At 40.8% G+C, this 20,384-nt stretch carries 16 protein-coding genes and 1 pseudogene; 11 read left to right on the forward strand and 6 right to left on the reverse strand.

Annotated features, from left to right (window positions below):
• The first annotated feature begins 324 nt into the window (after nt 1-324).
• Nucleotides 325-669 carry an energy transducer TonB gene (locus tag FCN25_RS18270; RefSeq protein WP_175405900.1) on the forward strand — a complete coding sequence of 115 codons (345 nt, stop codon included), beginning with the start codon at nt 325-327 and terminating at the stop codon, nt 667-669.
• Between the two features lie 129 nt (nt 670-798).
• On the forward strand, nt 799-1,935 hold the full coding sequence (locus tag FCN25_RS18275; protein ID WP_137226815.1) for a hypothetical protein: 1,137 nt from the start codon (nt 799-801) through the stop codon (nt 1,933-1,935).
• 100 nt (nt 1,936-2,035) lie between these two features.
• Here the strand turns inward: FCN25_RS18275 and ltrA are convergent, their stop codons facing one another.
• Nucleotides 2,036-3,385 (reverse strand): group II intron reverse transcriptase/maturase, encoded by a 1,350-nt coding sequence (gene ltrA, locus FCN25_RS18280; protein ID WP_137226816.1) that lies wholly within the window; start codon nt 3,383-3,385, stop codon nt 2,036-2,038.
• 686 nt (nt 3,386-4,071) lie between these two features.
• Between ltrA and FCN25_RS18285 the strand changes: the two genes are divergently transcribed.
• From FCN25_RS18285 to FCN25_RS18295, 3 genes are all read left to right on the forward strand, one after another.
• Entirely contained in the window at nt 4,072-5,496 is a 1,425-nt protein-coding gene (locus tag FCN25_RS18285; RefSeq protein ID WP_137226817.1) for an ankyrin repeat domain-containing protein, read from the forward strand.
• Between the two features lie 24 nt (nt 5,497-5,520).
• Nucleotides 5,521-5,988, forward strand: a complete 468-nt coding sequence (locus FCN25_RS18290; protein WP_137226818.1) for a DUF1643 domain-containing protein — start codon at nt 5,521-5,523, stop codon at nt 5,986-5,988.
• Between the two features lie 107 nt (nt 5,989-6,095).
• Nucleotides 6,096-6,701: a hypothetical protein gene (locus FCN25_RS18295; RefSeq protein ID WP_137226819.1), complete on the forward strand. Its 606-nt coding sequence runs from the start codon at nt 6,096-6,098 to the stop codon at nt 6,699-6,701.
• A 538-nt stretch (nt 6,702-7,239) separates the two neighbouring features.
• Here FCN25_RS18295 and FCN25_RS18300 read toward each other — a convergent pair.
• Nucleotides 7,240-8,615: pseudogene (locus tag FCN25_RS18300) on the reverse strand (L-serine ammonia-lyase).
• Nucleotides 8,616-8,849: 234 nt separating this feature from the next.
• Here FCN25_RS18300 and nagZ point away from each other — a divergent pair.
• Entirely contained in the window at nt 8,850-9,875 is a 1,026-nt protein-coding gene (nagZ, locus tag FCN25_RS18305; RefSeq protein ID WP_137226820.1) for a beta-N-acetylhexosaminidase, read from the forward strand.
• Between the two features lie 67 nt (nt 9,876-9,942).
• Here the strand turns inward: nagZ and FCN25_RS18310 are convergent, their stop codons facing one another.
• The 3 genes from FCN25_RS18310 to FCN25_RS18320 are packed head-to-tail and all read right to left on the reverse strand — an operon-like array spanning nt 9,943 to nt 15,116.
• On the reverse strand, nt 9,943-10,935 hold the full coding sequence (locus FCN25_RS18310) for a peptidoglycan binding protein CsiV (RefSeq protein WP_137226821.1): 993 nt from the start codon (nt 10,933-10,935) through the stop codon (nt 9,943-9,945).
• A complete protein-coding gene (gene mfd / locus FCN25_RS18315) occupies nt 10,935-14,462 on the reverse strand; it encodes a transcription-repair coupling factor (RefSeq protein ID WP_137226822.1) in 3,528 nt (1,175 codons plus the stop codon). The genes FCN25_RS18310 and mfd overlap by 1 nt, the downstream gene beginning before the upstream one ends.
• 54 nt (nt 14,463-14,516) lie before the next feature.
• A complete protein-coding gene (locus FCN25_RS18320) occupies nt 14,517-15,116 on the reverse strand; it encodes a hypothetical protein (RefSeq protein WP_137226823.1) in 600 nt (199 codons plus the stop codon).
• 157 nt (nt 15,117-15,273) lie between these two features.
• On the opposite strand from FCN25_RS18320, the gene FCN25_RS18325 reads away from it, so the two are divergent.
• The 5 genes from FCN25_RS18325 to FCN25_RS18345 are packed head-to-tail and all read left to right on the forward strand — an operon-like array spanning nt 15,274 to nt 19,338.
• Nucleotides 15,274-16,518, forward strand: a complete 1,245-nt coding sequence (locus tag FCN25_RS18325) for a lipoprotein-releasing ABC transporter permease subunit (protein ID WP_137226824.1) — start codon at nt 15,274-15,276, stop codon at nt 16,516-16,518.
• Nucleotides 16,518-17,237 (forward strand): lipoprotein-releasing ABC transporter ATP-binding protein LolD, encoded by a 720-nt coding sequence (gene lolD, locus FCN25_RS18330; RefSeq protein WP_137226825.1) that lies wholly within the window; start codon nt 16,518-16,520, stop codon nt 17,235-17,237. Before FCN25_RS18325 ends, lolD begins: the two co-directional genes overlap by 1 nt.
• Nucleotides 17,234-18,475 carry a lipoprotein-releasing ABC transporter permease subunit LolE gene (gene lolE / locus FCN25_RS18335; RefSeq protein WP_137226826.1) on the forward strand — a complete coding sequence of 414 codons (1,242 nt, stop codon included), beginning with the start codon at nt 17,234-17,236 and terminating at the stop codon, nt 18,473-18,475. Before lolD ends, lolE begins: the two co-directional genes overlap by 4 nt.
• Before the next feature lie 24 nt (nt 18,476-18,499).
• On the forward strand, nt 18,500-19,081 hold the full coding sequence (locus tag FCN25_RS18340) for a GNAT family N-acetyltransferase (RefSeq protein ID WP_137226827.1): 582 nt from the start codon (nt 18,500-18,502) through the stop codon (nt 19,079-19,081).
• Nucleotides 19,082-19,095: 14 nt separating this feature from the next.
• Complete coding sequence (locus FCN25_RS18345) at nt 19,096-19,338, forward strand: DUF3624 domain-containing protein (RefSeq protein ID WP_137226828.1); 243 nt, start codon at nt 19,096-19,098, stop codon at nt 19,336-19,338.
• A 58-nt stretch (nt 19,339-19,396) separates the two neighbouring features.
• Here the strand turns inward: FCN25_RS18345 and FCN25_RS18350 are convergent, their stop codons facing one another.
• A complete protein-coding gene (locus tag FCN25_RS18350) occupies nt 19,397-20,188 on the reverse strand; it encodes a siderophore-interacting protein (RefSeq protein WP_137226829.1) in 792 nt (263 codons plus the stop codon).
• Between the last annotated feature and the right edge of the window lie 196 nt (nt 20,189-20,384).

The following is a 20,384-nucleotide window of genomic DNA, read 5'->3' on the forward strand; positions in this document are numbered from 1 at the left end:
TCAGCAAATAAAGCAGGCTCAGCTAATCTTGGATTAGGTGGGACGATGGCACACGATTTGGTATCGAGAAATCAGTAAATAAGGCAATAATCGAGTAATGGAAAAAGATGAAAGCCAACAAAATCGACCCTAAAAGGTGTAATCAGAACAGACGATTAGCCGAAAGGTTGTACAAAATACCACTACCGTTAAAAAGCAAATTCCTATAGCATAAAACATACCGATTAATTTGGATGTGGCATCGGCCAAGTCCAACAAGCGATTTATGCTTTGCAAACAGCGCAACGCATAAATACTAAAACGTTATACGTCATGGAGGATTCAATGAAGTTTGTATTTGCGTTTATTTTTGCTTTCTCCTCTATAGCAATTGCGACTGATTCAATGCCAAATGAAGGTAATCTTGTTTTCGCTCCCAAGATCAATGAAGTGTTAGAGTTAAAAATATGGCCTAAAAACAAAGCTAACCTTGATGGCTTTGCTACGGTGGAGTTTACCGTAAACAAATCAGGTAAAGTGGAAGGTGCAAAAATAGTTGATGCCTATCCCAAAAAGTTACAAGAAGAAACGCTAAAGGCTATTCAACTGTGGCTGTTTACACCTGCAACTATTGATGGGAATAACGTAAAAGTTGTTAATAGTGCAACGTTTTATTTTCAGCGTAAATGACGTATAACAAGCTATTAAACAAGGACAAAAAACAGTTTGCTGTTTTCGTTCCTCAACATTTTAGCAAACAATTTTTTGCCTGTTAATAGGGCGTTAAGTGATTACGGTTCTACGTAGGGAATTTATAAAATGAATTTATTGGATGATATCGAAGTTAATCGATTTGATACAGGAATATACAAAGGATTTGAAGGCCAAATATTTGATATAGGTGAGGCAAATAAATTAGCCCTAGCTTTAAAACAAGGGCGGGAGAAAGACTTAATTAAGCATATTACTGAAACCGTAGCTGTAAATCCGAAATATGTATTATCTATACTTGATTGGTCTTTTTTATCAGGAAGTACTGATTTGCATGAGTTGTCTTGTTGGATTTTAACTCAAGATAATTGCTTGCCTACTGATAGTGATTTATTAAACTTTGGGATCCGTCTTTCAGTGGAAAGGTGGAGAGCTGATGGTATTAAAAAGTTTTTAAGTTTGGGGGCAAACCCAAATCAAGAAATATTACCTAGACGAAATATATACGATGTTTGTTTGAATAGAAGTCACCATGCTTTTTATTTTGATGATAATGTGGTCACGGATGCTATAGATGCTTTAAATGCATATCAAGCCAGGGCATATTTAATTGAAAAGTATGAAGGTTCCATATCATGCTTAGATACTTTAAAGCCAATTTCAACTCATGATAGTTGGTGTGAATTGTTTTTTAAGAGTATTGAACAGGATGATGAAAATACGCAAATGCTGTGGTGCAATTTAATAAATAAATGTGTAAATAAGGCAAAGAAACCCAGTAAAAAGTGGTTAAAAGATTGTCTAGAAATTGTTGATTCAATAGGTGTCAGCTTATTTGGTGAGCGGGCACAATCATTTATAATTGAATCACATAATCAAAGGGATACTCTTATTTATGGAGAATTAGAAGGCGGTCCTTACTACAAAGGTTCTGCCTCCACAAATGAATCATTTGATTTATGGAAAATTTCAGAAAGCAGCAGTTATATTTTGAAGAGTATTATGTGGCTTCTAATGAATGTGAATCATAAAGGCTGTATCGAAGTTGTTTATGAAACTTGTAAAGTTATGTATCAAACTCATGAACTATTAGGTATACGAGACGTGAAGTTGGCCAATGCTTGTTTCACGGCTTTATTAGAGTCTGAAAATGGGGCTAAATTTGCAAAATCTTTATTTGATGAAACAACGCACAAACCAACACTAAATAAAATGAAAGTGCTTTTGAATTTAAATTTGAAGTAGCTATACAAAAATCACTTAATCGGGTAGCCAGAGGTATCTAGCCTCCAGCCCCCACACCACCCTACATGCGGCTCCGCACAGGGCGGTTCATTTAGAACACCTAACTAGCTTTCTGGTTAGGATAATGAACTGCGATCCATCCATCTCTTAGTGAATATAATCCTGCTTTCTTCAGATACTCATTACTCAGTGCTTGTTGTATTCCTGGTGTCTTCGAGCTACGCCAAGGGCCTTTACTTGTGATACCACAAGCAACAGCGGCTTGGATCCTGACGCCACGCTTAAGTAAATTTTGCACCTTAGTCCGTGGTTTTCGCCACTGACGCCAGTAGCACATACGTATGCGACGACGGATCCAATGGTCTAAATCGACACATCCTTGGTAAGCATTGGCTATGCCAAAGTAGTTGATCCAGCCTTGCATGTACTGCCGCACTTTAAACAATTGATATCCCATACTAACTCCCCAATTTCGGTTCGTCAGTCGTCTCATCTTTTGTTTGAAAATGTGTAATGTTTTAGCATGCCACTGGATCTTTCCTCGGTTAAATGTAAACCCAAGAAACTTGCTTTGACCTACCTTAACCACTTGGCTTTTCTGTTCATTAACAACCAGTTTTAGCTTAGTGGCAAGGTATTTAGTGATGCTCTTGAGTACTCGTTCACCCGCTCGAATAGACTTTACCAAAATGATAAAGTCGTCCGCGTAGCGGGCGAATTTATGCCCTCGGCTTTCCAGCTCTTTATCCAGACTATCCAACATAATGTTAGAGAGTAATGGCGAGAGTGGGCCACCTTGAGGCACACCTTCAAAGCTTGCTTCAAATTGGCCATTGACCATCACACCTGCTCGAAGGTACTTACCAATAAGCGCCAACAGACGCTTATTCTGCACCTTACTTCTAAGTTGAGTCATCAAGAGATCATGATTAACTCGGTCAAAGAACTTAGACAGATCAACATCGACGGCAAATTTGCGTTTCTGTTTGATGATATCCCTTACTTGCAGTACCGCTTGCTTCGCATTTCTGTTCGGCCTAAAGCCAAAACTGTTAGTCGAGAAGAATGGGTCAAACAGTGGCGTGAGTATTTGAGCAATGGCTTGCTGTATCACACGGTCAATGACGTTAGGGATCCCCAATTTGCGTTTACCGCCATCGGGTTTGTCGATCTCCACCCGCCTGACCGCTGAGGGTTGGTATTCACCTCGCTCTAATTGAGATTTACATTGTTGCCAGCCGCCTTGTTGCATCCAGAGCGGGAAGGCTTCGATGGTCATGCCATCGATGCCCGCCGCACCTTTATTGGCTTTAACTTGACGCCAAGCTCGGTGTAGATTTTCAGGTTCGAGCAGTTGTTGGAATAAATCGCTGTTGAAGGCCGGTTGCAAATCAATACGCTGCTGATAGTAATCGTCTGGCGACGTAGTGGGTATCGACAAGTTTGACAAGACTCCTCCTTCTTCTAAATGTTCAGGCCTTCACCATGTACCCACAACGCTAACGCGGGGTATGCTATCCCAACCATTACGATGGGCGTTGGGCTATTATGCCGTCTGCTGACTTCTGCTTAATCACATGCCAAGTTACCCCGTCATGCGCTATCGGTTTCCATCTAGTTCGCTCTTTTCAGTCGATGAAATTGAAAAGCCAAGGCACTTATAAACCAGAGCCTTACTGGTTAATGACCGATCGCGTGTTAAACAGATCTCCCCAGATAAGAACATGAACTTTCTTTGCACTGCTGCATCATTTACGGTGGCCATTAGATCACGTGGTTTCGTCGTCTTGTACCCTTGCTTCGCGGGGCAGACCCTGCCAACTCACCTCTAGCCTACGCCTCATATGATGTTCTTGTTCATCAGCTCGCAAATTTGCTAGCGGCTTCCTCCAGACCAAACCTCGCGATTAAGCCCTTGCCATTCGCTAGTAGTTAACGTTTAATAACAGTATGTTATTAAACGTTGATCTTCCTACAGAGGACTTTCACCTCATTAGTTCATGCCCATGCTGGGCGTACACAAGTCGTTCAAAAGGACAAAAAACAGTTGGCTTTTGCTCCTTCGTCGCTAAGTTTAGCCAACTATTTTATTGCCTCTTAACGAGGCGTTAAAGCCCATTAACATTGAGGTGAGATATGTCTGAAATAGATGGATGTTTGCTAATACATTCGAAGAACAAACTAATTCAAAAAGCAATATGTGATGAGTTCTCATTAAATGCAGTTATAGAAGTTGAGGATGATGAATATTCTATTTGTACTGTTATGGATAAAGAGCTACTAGATATACATATATATACTAGTGAATACTCAGATACTGAAAACATATGCAAGTATATTTTAAATAAGTACAAACCAGATATTTTAATATCCACATTTGATAACACTGGATTTGTTCAACAGAAAAAAGTAACAAAGAAAAAAGCATTTTCAATTATAGAAAAAATATCTCCGCAAGTTAGTTTCTATTTGAACATTTCGTATGGTAATTATAAAAGTGCATTGAAGATACTTGAAAGTAGTAATTTAGATTTGAAGGACAAGTTTGCAGGTGTTCCTAATGTTGAAAGGTGTTTTTGGGGGGATTATTCACCGTTAATGGAGTACGCAATTGATAAAGGTTTTCATAATTACAGTTGCCAGTACACTCATAACCTTTGTTTTCATGAGGAGGGAGAGCATGCAATTCACCGTATTGTCACTACGTCAGATTTAAAGCTATTAGAGAAAGTTTTGCGACTGGGTGCTTCTCCGGATTCTCGAGATCTTGACCAAAATACTTTACTGCACTCCTTATCTTGGTATATGTCTGATGAGTGTGATTTTGAATCACTTGAAATAATAAATATTTTAACTGAATACGGAGCTGACTTTGAGGCAATAAATTGGGATGGTCATACTCCATTATTAGCTTTTGCTTTTTCTATAGCCGATAGTCAAGAAGAAGATGAATGGGAAGATTGTGATAGAGATAAAGCATCAGAAATAGTTAAAATATTAATAGAAAACGGAGCTTCATTAAATGTTTATGGAAAATCTGGCGGAGGGGTATTAACGTATTTGTCTAACTACCCTGATATCACAAAGTTTATAACGGAGATAAAACCTGATCTTCCTCGCTTTACTGATTTTTTTGATGTTAAATCATATGTTCTCGAGCGCTCATACATGCATTGTAGCGATTTGCCTGAAGAGTATGAACAATTTTTTTGTGATTGTATTAAGTTTGGCTTCACTGATTACGTAATTGAGCTACACCAGATAGAAATATTGCAATCACTGAATGCATCAGAAATTTGTGGAATATTACACAAAACCTTTAATAGCCCTGACTCCATTAAAATACTAACGTCTTTTTCAAACAATAAATTGCCTATTTTTATCGATCAAATTATTGAACCTGGTGCAGAAAAGTATCAGAGTATTGATGTGTTTAATTATGAAAGTATCCAACTTTTATTAGACTTTTATAACACCGTGGAATTGAAGGAACACTTTAAGGTTATTCAAGAGTATTTAAATGGTGCCTATGGGGCAAACTATCGATTGGTTGGGCCTTAACAAGCAATTTAATATCGAGGATTAATGAAAAACACAGCAAAACTATCAGATTGTCGAAACTATCGGTATGCCCTATGGAGAACTTGGGATACGACAAAACCTAATGTTTTATTCATTGGGCTTAATCCTTCAACGGCTGATGAATCAAGTGATGATCCAACATTAACTAGATGTATTAATTTCGCTAAAGCTTGGGGTTATGGTGGTGTCTGTATGGCGAATCTATTTGCTTTTCGAGCGACTGAGCCTAAGAATATGAAATCACAAAATGATCCTGTTGGAAGTGAAAACAACAAGTGGCTAGTAAACTTGGCTGATGAGTCAGGTATTGTCATTGCGGCATGGGGCAATGATGGTAGTTTTCTGTCTCGTTCAAAACAAGTTAGGGCTTTAATACCTAACTTACACTATTTGAAAATGAACAAATCAGGTGAACCTGCACACCCGTTGTATTTGAAAGCTAATTTAACTCCTCAGGTATGGGGCATTTAACAAACGCTTCAAATCTGATTCGCAAACGCGTGCCGAACTCGCTGGCGCTCAGACATGGCACACGTTCACTCACAGTTTAAGCGGGCATTATGTACCTAAGGAAAGCTATGTCATCTGATGATTGGTATAGAAATAATGAATGGAATGATGAAATAGAAACGCTGTTTTACGCAAAGTTAAAACGTGCTCGTACTCAACGAGATCAATATCTTGTTATTCAATCTTCATATTTAGCAAATTCATACCCTTTAATATCCTTACGCTTAATAAATGAATATTTTGAAACACGAACAGATAAATATGAAGATGTTCGCGCTTACTCTGCGCAAGCTCGAGCTTTTATGACTATCGGTGAAATAGATAACTCAATGAAAGCTTATCGAGCTGTACTTAAACGAGAAGATGAATTTCCAAATCACCAGACAACAGTTTATGTCGATTATCCATATATTGTTGCGACTCAAGCAATAGAGAGTGAGTATTCAAATGTACTTTCGGTGCTTAATAAATATAAGAGCCGTCTAATGTTTTCGTTAGAAAAATTCAAATGGCACGCATCAATTGCGCTAATAAATAATGATCCTAAGCATTCAAAATCAGTATTGGATGCTGCAGAAGTTAAGCGCTCAGGAATTAGGTTTCACCAAGATGTTGGTCTTGTTGGTAACGAACATGTTAATGTAATCAAAGTGTTGTGCGAAATCGGTACATAACACATATGAGCCTTCCGCCAGTCAATAGGCGCGCCTAACTTATTTGACTGCTTTTGCAGTCAAATTAAAATCAATCAACAAATTCATCTACTTCGTCTGTCATTTAGCTGTCAAATCATCGTTTACAGCAAACACATATAGAGGCTCTCTTAGTGCGATCTTATCGCTGCCTGACGCTTTTCATTCCTTTGAAATGTCAGGGGCACTAGACATTTATCGGTTAACCCTAAGATGGCACTATTCAAGTCAGAGGTGCTTTGTGCACAGTTAGTTTTAGGCTCATTTAAGGTGTAAACGACTTTGTTGGGTAAGCTAGCTAATAGTGCGTTACATTGGTTATTTGATGGCTTGGATCATTGCCACAGGTACTCGCTAAAATAGCAGGTTTAAAGATAGCAGGTTTAAAATAGTAGGGTTGAGAGAGTAGGGGTGAGAGAGTCACTTAGTGCGCTTGAATTTTCACTTAATATGATACAAAAATGCCTGTTAGCGCAACTAACAGGCATTTTAATTCAAATCATTTCGGTTTAAGAAAGAGTTAACATTCGACGATGTTCACCGCAAGACCACCTTTGGCGGTTTCTTTGTATTTGCTGCGCATATCTTTACCGGTATCCATCATGGTCTTAATGACTTTATCCAATGAGACTTTGTGATTACCGTCGCCGCGTAATGCCATACGTGAAGCATTAATTGCTTTTACCGCTCCCATAGCATTGCGCTCAATACAGGGTACTTGCACTAAGCCACCAACAGGATCGCAGGTTAAGCCTAAGTTATGCTCCATACCAATCTCTGCGGCGTTTTCAACATGCTCAACCGTACCGCCCATTATTTCAGTCAGTGCCCCAGCTGCCATAGAGCAGGCTACGCCTACTTCACCTTGACAGCCGACTTCAGCGCCGGATATAGAGGCATTTTTCTTGTACAAAATACCAATGGCAGCCGCAGTGAGTAAATAACGGCTGCAAACGTCAATATCGACTTCTTGGACAAACATATCGTAGTAACACAATACTGCAGGGATAATTCCTGCCGCGCCATTGGTGGGGCGGTGACAACACGATCGCCTGCGGCATTTTGCTCGTTAACCGATAAGGCAAATAAATCGACCCAATCCATTGCTGTTAATGGGTCAATATTATTACGACCTTCAGCTTTTAAACGTCGATACAGTGCTGGTGCACGACGACGCAATTTTAGTCCGCCAGGTAAAATGCCTTCTTTTTGGTAACCACGGTCGACGCAATTTTTCATGGTTTGCCAAATATTCCACAAACCTTGTTTTACGTCTTCTTCGGACGCAATACTCAACTCGTTAGCCATCATTAGTGATGAAATACTTAAGCCGTTATCGCAACATAGTTGCAGTAACTGTAACGCACTATTGAAATCATAAGGTGCTTGTTCAATAGGGGTTGCCGGAGAGGCATTTCGTTGAGTTATTTCATCTTCATCGAGAACAAATCCGCCACCAACAGAATAATACGTACGCTGAAAAATGCATTCACCTTTTGACAATGCGTATAAGGTCATCGCATTTGCATGGGCGGGTAAGGTTTTGCGTCTATGGTAGGTTACCCCCTCTTCACGAGAAAATTTAACCATCTGTCCATTTGCTAAGGTTAATTTTTGACTTGTCAATACCGTTTCTAAAATGGCATCGATACCGTCGGTGTTGACGGTTTCGGGATCTTCACCCATTAAACCTAAAATGACCGCTTTGCCAGTACCATGGCCTTTACCTGTTTGACCTAAAGATCCAAATAATTCTGTTTGTAATTCATCGGTTTTGTCCAATAAATTAAGATCTGCAACATGTTGGATAAAAATTTTACCCGCCTTCATCGGGCCAACTGTATGTGAGCTAGAAGGACCGATACCAATTTTGAACATGTCAAATACGCTAATCATGTTATTTAACCCTTGCTGAGTCGTTTATTGTTTTAGTTATAAGTGAGTATAATCGTCAAATGGAATGTTGGCGGTTTATCTCATATTCTTGGTAGAGTATCCCACACATTAATCGATGACAGTCCATTAGATTTTTTTATGCATTATTTTCACATTAGCCAGCCTTATACATAATGTGTAATGTGACTTGATTAACCTGACGTAATAGTCAGCTTTATAGATAGGGGGAATGGTTTGAGCTATTTAATGATGGATCTTGCAGGCTTAACAGTCTCTGCACTTGAAACTGAGCAATTACAGCATCCACAAGTGGGTGGAATTATATTGTTTAGTCGAAACCTAGAAAGTAAAAGTCAATTAATTAAATTAGTTAAAGAGGTCCGTCATATTCGACCTGAACTATTAATTGCTGTTGATCATGAAGGTGGCCGAGTTCAACGTTTTCGTGAGGGCTTTAGTTTAATTCCTGCCATGGGGGATATTTTACCTGCCGCGAAAGGGGATATGACATTAGCTAAACGATGGGCGAAAGAATGTGGTTTTTTAATGGCCATAGAGCTATTAGCCTGTGATATTGATTTAAGTTTTGCACCTGTGTTAGATGTAAATGGCATTAGTGAAGTGATTGGCAAACGCAGTTTTAGTGCCGATCCTGTTGAAGTGAGTGCATTGGCTGAACAGTTTATTGTTGGAATGAATGAGGCTGGTATGGCCGCGGTGGGTAAGCACTTTCCTGGTCATGGTAGTGTCGCCGCTGATTCACATATTGCGATGCCTGTTGACCCGCGTAGTAAAGAGCAGGTAGAAGCTTTTGATATGTTACCGTTTAAACAGCTCATTGCTAGCCAACACCTACAAGGGGTTATGCCAGCACATGTTGTTTATACTAATATTGATCCTAATCCTGCAGGGTTTTCTACTTACTGGTTACAGACTGTTTTACGTCAACAATTAGGTTTTAATGGGGTGATTTTTTCTGATGATTTAGGCATGAAAGGCGCCAGTTTTGCCGGTGATTATGTTGCACGAGCCAAAGCAGCATTAGATGCGGGATGCGATATGATTTTACTGTGTAATGACCCTGCTGGTGTTAACGTTTTATTAACCGAGTTTGATTGGCCTGCGGCAGAACCTATGCACACCGCATTATCGCTAAAAGGCAATAACGCACAAACTTTGCTGGCACTTGAGGAGCAAATACGTTGGCAAGCGGCACAACAATTGGCGATGGACATTAACGTCATTGTCCAGTCGTTGTAAAGTAGTGCCTGTTGAGTAAAAAACCGGATCAATTGATCCGGTATTTTAGTGTTAAGCTACTTGTGTATTAACCAGTATAAGGTACAGGTTGGCTAGCGGTAGAAGGCTCGATTAAATCAATGGGCTTAACGTTAGTAGGCTGAATCATTTTACGGATTTGCATCACAATACCCAGCTGTGGGTTATCAAAATAGTGGATTTCACCACTGCGAACTCGGCGGTTTTGGATTAACGGAATGCTTTCCAAGAACGGTGCTAATTGCTTTTTACTTTCAATGTCGAGTGCTGCATATTCGTTAAAGGCCAAAGGGCTTGATTCAACCATTTTTTGGGTTACTTTACGCAAGGCCAAATTATTTTCAATATAAAGATAATGGCTGAGATAAATGTTAATTGAACCGTCTAATTCCCATACTGGAGTGATTTTGGGCGCCTCATAAAAACTGCCTAACGCACTGAAATCAGTATTAGGCATCGCGTCTAATTGAGTTGGCTTTTTAACACTTAGACCATGATATTCAAAACTTTTAGAGAAATCCTGGCCGCCAAAAATTCGAATCGGCTTTGCTCGTCGACGTGATTGCATATTTTGTTGCCACGTTAGGTGCACTAGGCTTTTAACATAAGGCTCACGTTGAATAGTTCGAATAATATCGTTAAATTTGCCTTGGCTTTGTGCTAACAGTAATGGTCCTTGCCCTAAGTAAGCCGTTTGTGGCTTGCTGGCTGCAATATTAAATGGTACTTGGCTTGGATATGTGGTTGTAATATTACTGACTTTAGGATCATTACAGTTGCTAGCATCGCTGGCCCAGTCGGTTGAGGAGCAACCATTTAAGCCAACGGCAACCCCAGTAATATCGGTACTGATCACTGGAGTAATGATATCCACGGTGTCTTTGCTTAGCTTAGGCGGTGTAGCATCTAACCACTTTTCAACTGAAGCTTGTTGGCGTTCAAATACAAATACTTCTACTTCAAACCATGATTCTGCATGGGCTGAAAAGCTGTGGGATAGCGCTGTGATAGCGGCGATAGCAATCGCAATTTTACGTAGCACTATTTAGTCTCCAAAATTTGATGTTTAGCAAACTGTTCAAGCAAGGTGTTGATTAACTCAAGACGCTCTTTACTTGTCTCAGCAGGAATGTTGAACTTTAACTTATTTGGCCCGTCCATTCGATAGATTTGTGGCTGATTTTGCAACAAACCAATGATAAACATTGGATCAACATGATTTTCTTGGCCAAATTCCACGCTACCACCTTTAGCATGCATTTCTATTTTAACAATACCCAATGCTGTCGCTTGATGTTTGTATAGGGTAATGGCCATTAAATTACGGGTTGGAGTTGGTAGCATCCCAAAGCGGTCAATAAACTCGACTTTTAGTTCATCAAGCATGGCTTCAGTTTCGCAATTTGCAATCCGTTTATACAAGGATAAACGCATGTTGACGTCACTGACATAATCTTCTGGCAATAATGCCGGGATCCGTAAATCAATTTCTGCTTTGGCACTCATCATGTAGGCTAGCGAAGGCTCTTTGCCTTCTTTGAGGGCTTTCACCGCAGACTCAAGCATTTCCATGTATAAACTGAAACCAATTTTTGAAATATGACCACTTTGTTCATCACCGAGTAACTCACCGGCACCACGGATTTCTAAATCTTGGGTGGCCAGTAAAAAACCGGCGCCAAGATCTTCAAGTGCATCAATTGCAGCAAGACGTTTACGTGCGTCAGCGGTCATGCGTTTAGGATGTGGTGTCATCATATAGGCATAGGCTTGATGATGTGAACGTCCAACACGACCTCGGAGCTGATGCAACTGTGCTAAACCGAACATATCAGCTCGGTCGATAATGATGGTATTGGCACTGGGTACGTCAATACCCGTTTCAATAATGGTGGTACACACCAACACGTTAAACCGCTGATGATAAAAGTCTGACATGACTTTTTCTAAGTCGCGTTCGCGCATTTGACCATGGGCTGTGATAACACGGGCTTCTGGAATTAAATCACGAATGTTTTGCGCGGTCTTTTCAATGGTTTCAACATTATTGTGTAAATAATACACTTGGCCGCCACGCAAAATCTCACGCAAAATGGCTTCTCGTGCCGTGGCTTTATCATATTCACGTACAAAGGTTTTTACTGCTAACCGTTTGGCTGGTGGCGTGGCGATAATCGATAAATCACGCATGCCTGACATGGCCATATTGAGCGTTCGCGGGATTGGCGTGGCCGTTAAGGTTAAAATGTCGACATTGGCTCGAAGTGCTTTAATTTTTTCTTTTTGTCGCACACCAAAACGGTGTTCTTCGTCGATGACTAGTAAACCGAGGTTGTCGAAGTTAGCTTCTGATGACAGTAATTTATGGGTACCGATAACAATATCGACTTTTCCCTCTGAGAGCTGTTGGACCACACCAGTTTGTTCTTTGGTGGTTCTAAAGCGTGACATGACTTCAATAACAATCGGCCAATCGGCAAAGCGGTCTTTAAAGTTTTCGTAGTGTTGCTGGGCCAGCAAAGTAGTCGGTACTAACACCACTACCTGTTTACCCGCATTAACAGCGACAAATGCCGCACGCATGGCCACTTCTGTTTTACCAAAACCTACATCGCCGCATACTAAACGATCCATCGCGGTTGGTGCTTGCATGTCTTCAAGTACGGCATGAATAGCACTTTCTTGATCGACCGTTTCTTCAAACGGAAAACCTTGGCTAAATTGTGCGTATTCTTGTTCATCAATATTCATCGCTTCACCCGGACGTGCTTGGCGACGGGCATAAACATCGAGTAATTCTGCTGCTACATCCCGAATTCGTTCTATGGCTTTTTTCTTGGCTTTGGCCCAGGTTTCGTTACCCAGTTTATTTAAATGGGCATCACCATCACCACTGGCGTTAAAACGGCTAATTAAGTGCAGTGATGAAACCGGAACATACAGTTTGTCGCCACCGGCATATTCTAGCTTTAAATATTCTGCAACTAAACCGCCGGTATCGAGAGTTTCCAGTCCTTGGTATAACGCCACACCGTGTTCAAGATGCACGATAGGTTGGCCGACTTTCAGTTCGGCTAAGTTTTTGACTAATACATCTGAGCTAACTTGTTTTTGCTTCTCTCGGCGGCGTTGCTGTGAGATACGTTGACCAAACAATTCGGTTTCACAAATGATGCTCACGACACCTTTTGGGGTGTCTGTTAACACACAACCACGGGCTAAAGGTGACACGATTAAACCGATATTGTCTTTGGCTGCTAGGTAGTCGCTTAGGTGCTCAAACAGTTTGGGTTTAATGCCAATTTTTGCAAATAAGTCTAATAAGGCTTCACGGCGGCCTTCAGATTCAGCACTGAACAGTAGTTGTGGATGTTTTTGACTGTATTCTTCTAATGCTATAAGAGGTTGTTTGAGTTTGTGATTAGCATTGATATCCGGCAACTTTTCAACATTAGCAATAAGGGCATGTGTTGGTAGTGCGACTTCGGCTAACGGTTCACCGGCATTATTGGTGTCGGTAGCAATATGTTGCTGTAATAACTGGGTTCGATTGTAAGATTTAAATGCCGCAAATAATTCATCATTGAGCAGATAAAGTTCTTTCGGCGCCAGTAATGGGCGCAGAGGATCGACACGTCGATCTTCGTAGCGCACATTAATTTCATGCAAGTGGGCTAAGCTGGCTTTTTCAATATTGCCTATGGTGATGAGTTGACTGTTTTGTGGCAAGTAATCAAACAACGTGGCGGTTTCATCGAAAAACAGCGGTAAGTAGTTTTCAATGCCTGCAGGCATTAAATTACGGCTAACAAGCTGATAAACCGATTCGGCCTCTTTTGAGATCACTTCAAAGCGACGACGATAACGTTGCCTAAAGCCTTCAATAGCATGGTTGTCGGTTGGGAATTCTTTTGCGGGTAACATCCTAATAGTGTCACGGGCCATACCTGAACGCTGAGTATCAACATCAAAATAACGGATTGATTCAACTTCGTCATCAAATAACTCTATGCGTAATGGTTGTCTAGATCCCGTCGGAAAAATATCAATAATAGATCCACGGATAGCAAACTCACCGTGTTCGTATACTTGATCAACTAAATGATAACCCGTGTCTGTAAGGTGTTGTCTAGCTTGTTGTAATCCGTAGGTGTCGCCTTTTTTTAACACCATAACATTGGCGGTCATAAATGATTTTGGCGGTAAACGAACCATTAAGGTGTTTACGGGCACAATCACCACATTATGTTGGCTTTGGCTAATATTAGCTAAGGTTTCCAGTCGTTGGGAAATCAGGTCTTGATGTGGCGAGAAGCTATCGTAGGGCAGGGTTTCACGGTCGGGAAACAGGCACACATTCACATTGATGTGATTTAATAAATAACTCAGCTCGACCTCAAGTGACAAGGCACTGGGCGTGTCATGGGTGACAATAATACTGGTGCCAGGATGGTTATTAATTAAATTGGCTAGGGTGATGGCTTGTGAGACCCCACCTAAGGTTGCCAAAGTTTGTGTTTGTTGGCCTTTTTTTACACTCGGCGGCGTGAGTACACTAAATAGGTTCATTAAAATCTTTTTCAGTTCCGTTTTCGATCAAATCGTATTGAATGAGGCGAGGCTTCAGCTGCGCTGCTTATCGATATTCTGTTTACGTTTTTTGAGCATTTTTTGCTGTACATTCAAACTTGCTCTGACTAATTGTTCAATATCATCTTCAAGTATTTGACTAAATTCAAGTTCACAACGCCAAAAGGCAGGATCCGTGTGGTCATCAGTCTGTACTGGGGTACAAGTTTTTATTTGGCAAACACACAATAATGCGACTAATTCAGTATGCAAATAGATGTGGGTTTTTACGTGTTCATTCAACTCGAGTGGTCGTGATGAAATAATGCTCACTCCACTGCCACCAAATTGGTCACCTTTAAATAACTCACCATCCTGAACTTCTTTTTCTAATACATGTTGTAATACTAAATCGACTTTACGTGATTGTAGCTTTAAAAAGTCGACCACAGCTTTTGCATCATTGTCTAAATTTCGTAGCTGCAATAAGCAACTTGCTTCAAGACTTTTCACTTCTGTGAGTAATTTTAAACCGACAGATTGCATGTCGCGAAGTTCATCATCTGTGGGTAAAGGATGATTTTGGTCCCACAACGTGAGGTACACATTAAAGTGGTGAGGCACACTAAAATAAGAATTGCTGTCAGGTATCAAGATTTGCCTCTTTATTTATCACACTAATAGCCCTATTATCGTGCCCAAGTTAATGATTTAGCAAGTCATACAGGCTGGCTTATTGTTTTCATTTCCATATTTTGCCTGATTGTTTGATTAATACGCCCAAATGGGCACACAGGATTAGTATTTTTTTATGAATTTAGGATTTTCATTTTTCATCGGCTACCGCTATTGGCGAGCCCGAAAAACCAATGCTTTTGCGTCTTTTATTACCTTTTTTTCGGTATCGGGTATTTTTCTTGGTGTTGCGGCATTGATTGTTGTCAGTTCGGTGATGAATGGATTAGAAGGTCAGCTAAAAAATCGCATTTTAGGTGCGGTGCCGCAACTGACTCTGATCAGTGACGTTGGCTTTAGGGATTGGCAACAAACCACTCAACGTTTGTTGGCTGATAAAGATTTATTGCAGAATATCCGCGGCATTGTGCCAAGTGCCACAACCCAAGCCATGATCCAATCGAGCAGCAACATTCAAGCGATACAAATGTACGGAGTATACCCTGAACAGGAGCAATCGTTGTCGAGCATTGCATCTCATACCTATTCTGATGCCTTTTCATCGTTACAAGCTGGAAAGTATTCAATTGTGCTTGGTACAGACCTAGCTCGTAAATTAGATGTTCGAGCGGGAGATAAGGTGAGGGTGTTAAGCGGTGATGGGGTGGTGTATTCACCTATGGGACCCGTTCCTAGTCAGCGTAAATTTACTGTTGCCGGTGTATTTGAAATGGGTTCGCAAGTCGATTCGAGTGTGGCTTATGTGCATTATAAAGATGCACGTAAGTTGATGCGTGAAGACAGTAATAGCGTTAATGAATTGCGGGTGTATTTGAACGATCCTTTTTCTGCGCCTGCGATAGCGCCGAAAATAGTGGCTGCATTTGCTAAGCAAAATATTGAGATTCAAACCCGGGACTGGCGCCAAGATTATGGCCATTTATTTGCCGCCGTCAAAATGGAAAAAAACATGATGTCGTTGATGCTCAGCTTAATTGTGGCCGTGGCTGCATTTAATATTGTGTCAGCGTTGGTGATGATGGTGGTGGATAAAACCACCGATGTTGCGGTGTTAAAAACCCAAGGATTAACCACCACTTCGGTGATGAACATTTTTATTGTTCAAGGTTCGCTAAATGCATTGTTAGGGTTAATGTTGGGTGCCGCCGTTGGCATAGTGTTAACGCTGAATTTAAATGAAATATTAACAACTTTGGGTATTTCTATTTTAGGCGTAGGCCAGACATTGCCAGTGCAATTATCGCTAACGCAATTAAGTTTTATCATTTTAGGCACTTTGTTTATTACCTTAATTGCCACCCTTTATCCTGCATTGTCCGCCGCAAGGGTTCAACCTGCTACTGCTTTGAGATACGAATAATGAGTCAGACACAACAAGCGTTATTACAAGTTCAACATGTTAGTAAGCATTACCATGACGGTGAAGTGACCACTCAGGTATTATCTGGTGTTGATTTAACCGTATACAAGGGAGAACAGTTAGCCATTGTGGGCAGTTCTGGGTCGGGTAAAAGTACGCTGTTACATATTATGGGCACCTTAGACACGCCCACGTCTGGAACTGTGTTGTTAGACGGCGAAGACTTATATCAATTGTCTAGTGCGCGTCAGGCGCAAATACGTAATCAAGATTTGGGCTTTATTTACCAGTTCCATCATCTTTTACCTGAATTTACCGCGATTGAAAATGTGGCGATGCCTGCATTCATTCAAGGTAGAGATAAAAAGCAAGCCTTAATCGATGCGCAAAATTTACTTGAGCGTGTGGGGTTAGGCCATCGTTTACAACATATCCCAGCGCAGTTATCGGGCGGTGAGCGTCAACGTGTCGCGATTGCCAGAGCGCTCATCAACAAACCAAAGTTAGTATTAGCCGATGAACCCACAGGTAATCTGGATGCCAGCCGTGGCGATAATGTTTATGCGATGATCCGCGAGTTAGCACAACAATTTGGTACGGCGTTTGTGGTGGTGACACATGATCATAAATTAGCCGCAAAAATGGATCGTCAATTGACAATGAAAGATGGCATTTTGCAAGTTGTAGCTTCTTCATCTCCTGCAGGGCTAGCCGAATGAGTAAGTGGTTACCGTTAACAATTGGCTGGCGTTTTTTCCGCGCTAGGCAGTCTAATGGCTTTATCGGCTTTATTTCGTTTGCGTCTACTGCAGGCATTGCCCTAGGTGTTGGCGTGTTAATTGTGGTGTTATCTGCCATGAATGGTTTTGAAAAAGAGTTACAAGACCGTTTATTAGGCGTGGTGTCTCACGGTGAACTGGTTGGTGTTAATCAACCGATTGCCGATTGGCATGATATTGCTAAAAGCGCCGCAAATATGCCACAAATCACCGGTGTTGCTCCGTTTGTTCGTCTGCAAGGTTTAGTGCAGAAACCCGGCGGTTTTCAAGGGTTAATCGTTAATGGTATTGATATTAACTATGAATCTGATGTGTCGAGTATTGCTGACTATATGTCTGCCGATGCGTGGCAGTCATTAGCGGGTGATGAAAATCATATTGTGCTCGGTCGTAGTTTATTGGTCAAGTTGGGCTTAAAAGTAGGCGATACTCTGGCAATGTATACCCCTGACGCCAATAACAGTAAGTTAACGTCGGCCAAAAGCCACCGTTTTGTGGTATCTGGTGTGTATAATTTAGGTGGGGAAATTGAATCGACCCAAGCTTATGTGTCACTTAACTATCTAGCTGATTTACTTGAGTTAGGTTCCGCTGTTTCTGGGGTACGAATTCAAGTCGATAATGTGTTTAATGCGGCGAGTATTACCCGTGATTTAGGCTTTGCTCAAGAGCAATATCTTTATATCAATGATTGGACTCGCAGTCAGGGACATTTGTATCAAGATATTCAGTTAGTGCGATTAATCATGTATTTAGTGTTAGCGCTCGTTATCGCCGTGGCATGTTTCAATATAGTGTCGACACTTGTTATGGCTGTGCGTGATAAAGCCTCTGAAATTGCAATATTAATGACCATGGGGCTATCGCGTGGCGCCATTATGACCATCTTTATTTTGCAAGGTGCGCTAAATGGTGTGATGGGTTGCACTATTGGTGGCATATTAGGGGTTACTCTAGCCTATAATTTAAGTGCAATTGCTAGCAGTATTGAGCAATTACTAGGTGTTCAGTTATTGGCTTCTGATATTTATTTCATTGATTTCTTACCATCTGAATTACATTACCAAGATGTATTTGTGGTGCTGTTCATGGGGTTATTTATGAGTCTTGTTGCCACGATTTATCCAGCGTGGAAAGCAACTAAAATCGCGCCAGCTACTGCATTAGCGGGTAGATAGATTTTATAAACGAATGAGGTTGATATGGACAGTGATTCAAGTTTATGTTCACTAAAATGTCCTACGTTAGCCTCGGGTAGTTTAATCATCAGGCCATTTACTCTGGATGATTTAAGCGCATTTACTGCCTATCGAGCGGATCCTAATGTTGCTCGATATCAAAGTTGGACGGATTATCACTATCAAGATGCACTAAGGTTATTCAATTCAATTAATTACCACGATTTTGCTAAAGCAGGGCAATGGTATCAATTAGCCATTAGTGATCAGCATGCGTTGTTAATGGGTGATCTGGCAGTGCATTTTATTGACGACAATCAAGTTGAAGTGGGTTTTACTGTTGCTCCAGCATTTCAAGGGCAGGGAATTGCAGCGCAAGCGCTCACGCGTTTATTGCAATATTTGTTTGTGGACTTATCTCGTCACCGAATTATCGCTCAAACTGATTGCCTTAATTTAGCCAGTGCAGCGCTTTTAGAAAAATTGCAGTTCCGTCGTGAAGGCCATTTTATTAATAATGTGTTTTTTAAAGGTGCATGGGGTGATGAATATCTGTATGCCATGTTGGCGAGCGAATTTGATAATCAATATCTTGATCATGAATGATAAAGAAAACTGTTATGGCTTGTAACCAATGCACTGATTCAATATTTAAACAAAAAATTGGTCGGTGTAAACGCTGCATGTGGCAACTAACGCTACTGAGCTTGTTTACTTGGCCCGTTTGGTGGTATTGCTACGCTGATACTCCTAAGTCAGTAGAATCTATCGCATTACTTTTCTTTGCTATTAGTTTTACGGGGTTACTTACCCTGCACTTGATCGTGTTGACTTATCGTACTCTGACACAACAGAATCAGTAAAATGGTTCAATCTATTTCAGGATAAAAAATGAGCGTTATATATTATCCTGAGCGAAGCTTAGAGCGGATTGATCTGCTTTTGTTGACCAAAGGTGTCAGCGTCAGTACCGAGCTTCCAATAGCCCGTGGCACTGATAGCGCTTAACGCTAACGACTGCTGTTCTATGAGGTGTTGCTTCACTAATCTAACTTGCGATGCTTCTAAGCCTATAAATACTTGTGTCTGTGCTGTTAAGTCCTCAAGATGTTTTATTCTATCAAGTAGCCAAGCAGCTTGTTGTTCTGCGGTTGTATTTGTCTTTACCACTAGCCATTGAATTTGTATTAGTGGATGTGGCGCCAATAATTGTTTCTCTCGTTCACTATTCACTAACATTATAATGTAACCCGTTGTTGTTAACGAAAGTCGGTTAATTATTCCATTGACTGCATTAATTGAGGTTGAGTCACCCAATAATAGATAGTTATTAGCATCGAATTTATTCATTTTGAGTAGTCCTGGCCCCGCAATGGCAAGCAAATCTCCAATATTAGCTGATTTAGCCCAATCAGTGGCTGGCCCATGATGTTTGTTAATGACAAAATCTAAGCTGAGTTGTTTGTGAATAGGATCAAATTCTCTAATCGTATATGATCGTTTAATGGCAGCGTTAGGGCCATTGAATGTCATATTTTCTGCCGATGAACCGGGTCGTGGCAATAGCACTTTCACATGAGCCCCTTGTTTATCGGCAGGGAAATCGCTTAACTGCTCGCCACTTAACACCAATCTACGAAGATAAGGGCTGATTTCGATGATGTCACTGATATAAGTTAATCTAGGTGGTTTTTTTACTTTTGGGCTATTCATGATAACTGGCCTATCGTTGGGTGTCGCAAATAATTGAGATTAAGTTTTGGGTATGTAGTGATTGTGTTAACATTATCTTTGGTTGATAATATCAACTATATTGATAATTGTTGATAAAGTCAACTAGTTTGTATTGTTGCCGCTCTCTTTAACCTGATGCCGTTGTTGGTGAGGTATTTAAATGAGCTTGAGGATG

The sequence above is a fragment of the Shewanella sp. MEBiC00475 genome, assembly GCF_005234075.1.
GTDB lineage: Bacteria > Pseudomonadota > Gammaproteobacteria > Enterobacterales > Shewanellaceae > Shewanella > Shewanella polaris.

Bases quoted from the DNA above. Each gene is read 5' to 3' on its own strand.
- FCN25_RS18270 (WP_175405900.1), top strand. From the start codon at position 325: ATGAAGTTTGTATTTGCGTTTATTTTTGCTTTCTCCTCTATAGCAATT.
- FCN25_RS18275 (WP_137226815.1), top strand. From the start codon at position 799: ATGAATTTATTGGATGATATCGAAGTTAATCGATTTGATACAGGAATA.
- FCN25_RS18285 (WP_137226817.1), top strand. From the start codon at position 4,072: ATGTCTGAAATAGATGGATGTTTGCTAATACATTCGAAGAACAAACTA.
- FCN25_RS18290 (WP_137226818.1), top strand. From the start codon at position 5,521: ATGAAAAACACAGCAAAACTATCAGATTGTCGAAACTATCGGTATGCC.
- FCN25_RS18295 (WP_137226819.1), top strand. From the start codon at position 6,096: ATGTCATCTGATGATTGGTATAGAAATAATGAATGGAATGATGAAATA.
- mfd (WP_137226822.1), bottom strand. From the start codon at position 14,462: ATGAACCTATTTAGTGTACTCACGCCGCCGAGTGTAAAAAAAGGCCAA.
- FCN25_RS18325 (WP_137226824.1), top strand. From the start codon at position 15,274: ATGAATTTAGGATTTTCATTTTTCATCGGCTACCGCTATTGGCGAGCC.
- lolD (WP_137226825.1), top strand. From the start codon at position 16,518: ATGAGTCAGACACAACAAGCGTTATTACAAGTTCAACATGTTAGTAAG.
- lolE (WP_137226826.1), top strand. From the start codon at position 17,234: ATGAGTAAGTGGTTACCGTTAACAATTGGCTGGCGTTTTTTCCGCGCT.
- FCN25_RS18340 (WP_137226827.1), top strand. From the start codon at position 18,500: ATGGACAGTGATTCAAGTTTATGTTCACTAAAATGTCCTACGTTAGCC.
- FCN25_RS18345 (WP_137226828.1), top strand. From the start codon at position 19,096: ATGGCTTGTAACCAATGCACTGATTCAATATTTAAACAAAAAATTGGT.
- FCN25_RS18350 (WP_137226829.1), bottom strand. From the start codon at position 20,188: ATGAATAGCCCAAAAGTAAAAAAACCACCTAGATTAACTTATATCAGT.